The organism is Nitrospira sp. BLG_2, assembly GCF_049222245.1.
In genome coordinates this window covers 1-2,946 of sequence record NZ_JBLYIG010000540.1, presented here as the reverse complement: position 1 = coordinate 2,946, position 2,946 = coordinate 1, and the positions used below count along the sequence as shown (strand labels likewise).

Below are 2,946 nucleotides of genomic sequence, written 5' to 3'. Positions count from 1 at the left end.
GCGGGGAGGCGGTTTCGTTTCTCTGCGGGACGCAGGAGGCCCGCTCTCTCCAAACGCTGGATGGTTGCCTCCGTTTCATTACCGCCATGCACCGGCTTCACCACGGCGAGGAGTCTCCCACGGTCTGTCAACAACACCTCTCGCCCATCCCTCACCGCCTTGATCAGCCGAGAAAACTGCTGGTTTGCCTCTCGTAAACCAATCTGCATTTCTCCACCCCCAATTCATGTAGTGACGTTACTACTCTACTGCGAAGCTCCGCTTACCGTCAATCAAGAACACCGAACCACATGCCGGGACTTTTTAACGGTCGAAAACCTCCCATAGAAAATCAGCATTGACCAAGTGGCACACGCCGGCTAAAAATCGAACGACACACCCCATAACGGAGTTCCATGTCCTATCTCACTCCTCAGAAATTCCAAGTGCCTCTCGACCGTGACCAGGTCGCTCAAGACTGGGGCCGACGGGGTTACTCCTGCGATGTGTTCACCGATCCGCCCGGCAGGGAGTGGAACAATTTCGTCCACGCGACGAACGAGCTGGTGACCGTGATGGAAGGGAAGCTCAAGCTCGCCATTGACGAAGAAGAGATTCTCGCAGAGCCGGGCGACGAAGTGTTTATTCCGAAAGGTATTCGCCATTCCGTCAAAAATATCTCCTCCTCTACGACGCGCTGGCTGTATGGGTACGATTAGAAGAAAAGGTTGCGAAGCATTCGTAAAGAGGCCGTGAGACTCCGACCAACACATCGGCAAACTTGACCTGATACGAAGGTCGGGCCGGCTCACCTTAATTTAGGCTGACAAATAGGTAGATGTTTCTGATATCCTAGCGCCCGTTTCTTTGCCGGGCAGACTCACTTTCCACAGTGTTTGAGGCGGTTTAAGGCCATGCACCGCACTCTCAAGAGCTATCTAAAGGGGGAAAGCGGATGTTTCCCAGATCCATAGGCAACTCTCTTATCGTGTTATCTTTGTTGCTGTCGTTAACGAGTTGTCTCGCCAAGCAGTATGTCGTTCGCCCACCGGCGCCGACGCTACTGCCGACAACCCCGAACCCTCTCTCCCCTACCACAGACTCCGCAGTCAGCTTTCCCGTTCAGGTGGACCTGTCGCCATTCCTCCATGCTGCTAACGATGACAGCGTGATTCCAAAAAAGTTCGACCATTGGAAGCACTCCATCAAGCATCCTAAAGGTGTCGAATATAAGTATTACGCCGAGCGGGATGATTTTGCCGTGGCACCTTCAGGTACCCAGCAAGCCATCGGCACGAAGTCTGAGTCCGTGGGCGATTGGTGGAAGGGCATTGAACCACTCAGCTCCAGCTTATCTATCAGCACAGCTCTTCGCTATAAGATTGGAGCCTATCCACTTCAATGTGGCGAGGGCACCGAATGGCCCAAAAGAGCAACGCTCAATGGGAATCTCACCGTTGGCATGACACCGAATTACGGTATGTCTACATCAATAACCGCTGTGACGTTGAACGCCATTGATGCTTGCAAAATCAGCGTCAATGATACTGATGTCTTTCAGGAATTCAAAAACCAGCTGACAGAGAAAGTACGGGGAGGGCTCAGCAACGTGGTCGCACGCATGAACACGCTGACAGCCAAGTCCCGGGTGGAAGATGTCTGGCGCACGCTGGGCAACCCCATACAACTAGAACCGGACGCGTGGCTCCTGCTCAACACCGGTACAGTGTGGCGCAGTGGTTTCTCAGGGGGTGGAGAACTCATCGAAGACACCATTCATATAACCGCGAAACCAGTTCTCGTGTTCGGTACCGAACCATCATCCGCGGGTGGGGCACTTCCTCAGCTTGAAACTGAACCGGCTTCCACTGGATTCCATGGTGCCGCAGATGCCCCGTTGTATGGCACACTGCCCAGGACACTTGCGAACCAGCTAGCGCCCACTGGATTCCACGTCGTCGCCGACATCCCACTGGACTATCCGTCGCTGTCCCGATCACTTGCAACTCGGTTGCAGGGAAAGCGTGTCGCCGTGAAAGGAGATTTCATTCAGATCAATGATGCGGCCATTTTGGGCCGTGGTGGCAACCAAGTGGTCCTGCGGATAGCGTTTGATGGAGATGCGACCGGCCACTTGTATTTTGTGGGCAAGCCTGAGATGAACACGTTCACACAGGCCATCTACATCAGTGGCCTCCGCTTGGACGACGATTCCGAACAGCTCCTCCAGAAAAGCGGCCCCGATTGGCTCTCCCGTTCTTCGGTCAGAGACGTCGTTATGGGTGAAGTCGTACTCGGTGTGACTCCGGCAATTGATCGCATGCGCGACCTTGTGACGAAGGCCCTGAATCGCGAGTTGAGTCCGACTATCATGACGCACGGGACCGTCACATCAGTGCAGGGTATCGGCGTGTTCGCCGATGTGAACACGTTATACGTTCGGGTGATGAGTGATGGATCACTTACTCTGAAGGTCAATGGCAAGCCATGATTCACCGTAGCAGACTGCGGGAACATTCAACCGTCCCGCGAGAAGCCTGCGGCAACTTTTTTCAGCATCCTTGTCAGCGCAGAAACACCAGCCAGAGATAGAGCGCGCTGAGTGTCACCGATGCGATCATGACGGGAAATCCGAACTTGAAGAACTGCCAAAAGGTAATCCGGTAGCCGGATTTGCGCGCGATGTCGACGATCACGACGTTGGCGCTCGCGCCGATGATCGTGCCGTTCCCGCCTAAACACGCGCCCAAGGCCAATGCCCACCAGAGCGGGATGATGTCCGGTTGATGGACCAAGGCGACATAGTCGGTCATCTCCGGATGGAGCGACCGGGCAAGATCGACGATCAATGGATTCATCGCGGCGACATAGGGGATATTGTCCACGACTGCAGAAAGTATCGCAGACCCCCACAACACCGCCATCGTGGATCCGGCAAGATTGCCCCTCGTCACCGCGACCAGCTGA

4 protein-coding genes are annotated in these 2,946 nt (G+C 54.8%); 2 read left to right on the top strand and 2 right to left on the bottom strand.

Features of this window, described 5'->3' with window-relative positions; genetic code table 11:
* On the bottom strand, positions 1 to 209 hold a 209-nt coding region (locus tag ACOSYY_RS14505; protein ID WP_421663236.1), incomplete at its 3' end, for a type II toxin-antitoxin system Phd/YefM family antitoxin.
* 186 nt (positions 210 to 395) lie between these two features.
* On the opposite strand from ACOSYY_RS14505, the gene ACOSYY_RS14500 reads away from it, so the two are divergent.
* Both ACOSYY_RS14500 and ACOSYY_RS14495 read left to right on the top strand, forming a co-directional pair.
* A complete protein-coding gene (locus ACOSYY_RS14500) occupies positions 396 to 698 on the top strand; it encodes a cupin domain-containing protein (RefSeq protein ID WP_421663235.1) in 303 nt (100 codons plus the stop codon).
* Between the two features lie 278 nt (positions 699 to 976).
* Complete coding sequence (locus ACOSYY_RS14495; RefSeq protein WP_421663234.1) at positions 977 to 2,470, top strand: DUF4403 family protein; 1,494 nt, start codon at positions 977 to 979, stop codon at positions 2,468 to 2,470.
* A 73-nt stretch (positions 2,471 to 2,543) separates the two neighbouring features.
* On the opposite strand, the gene ACOSYY_RS14490 is transcribed toward ACOSYY_RS14495, so the two are convergent.
* On the bottom strand, positions 2,544 to 2,946 hold a 403-nt coding region (locus ACOSYY_RS14490), incomplete at its 5' end, for an SLC13 family permease (RefSeq protein ID WP_421663233.1).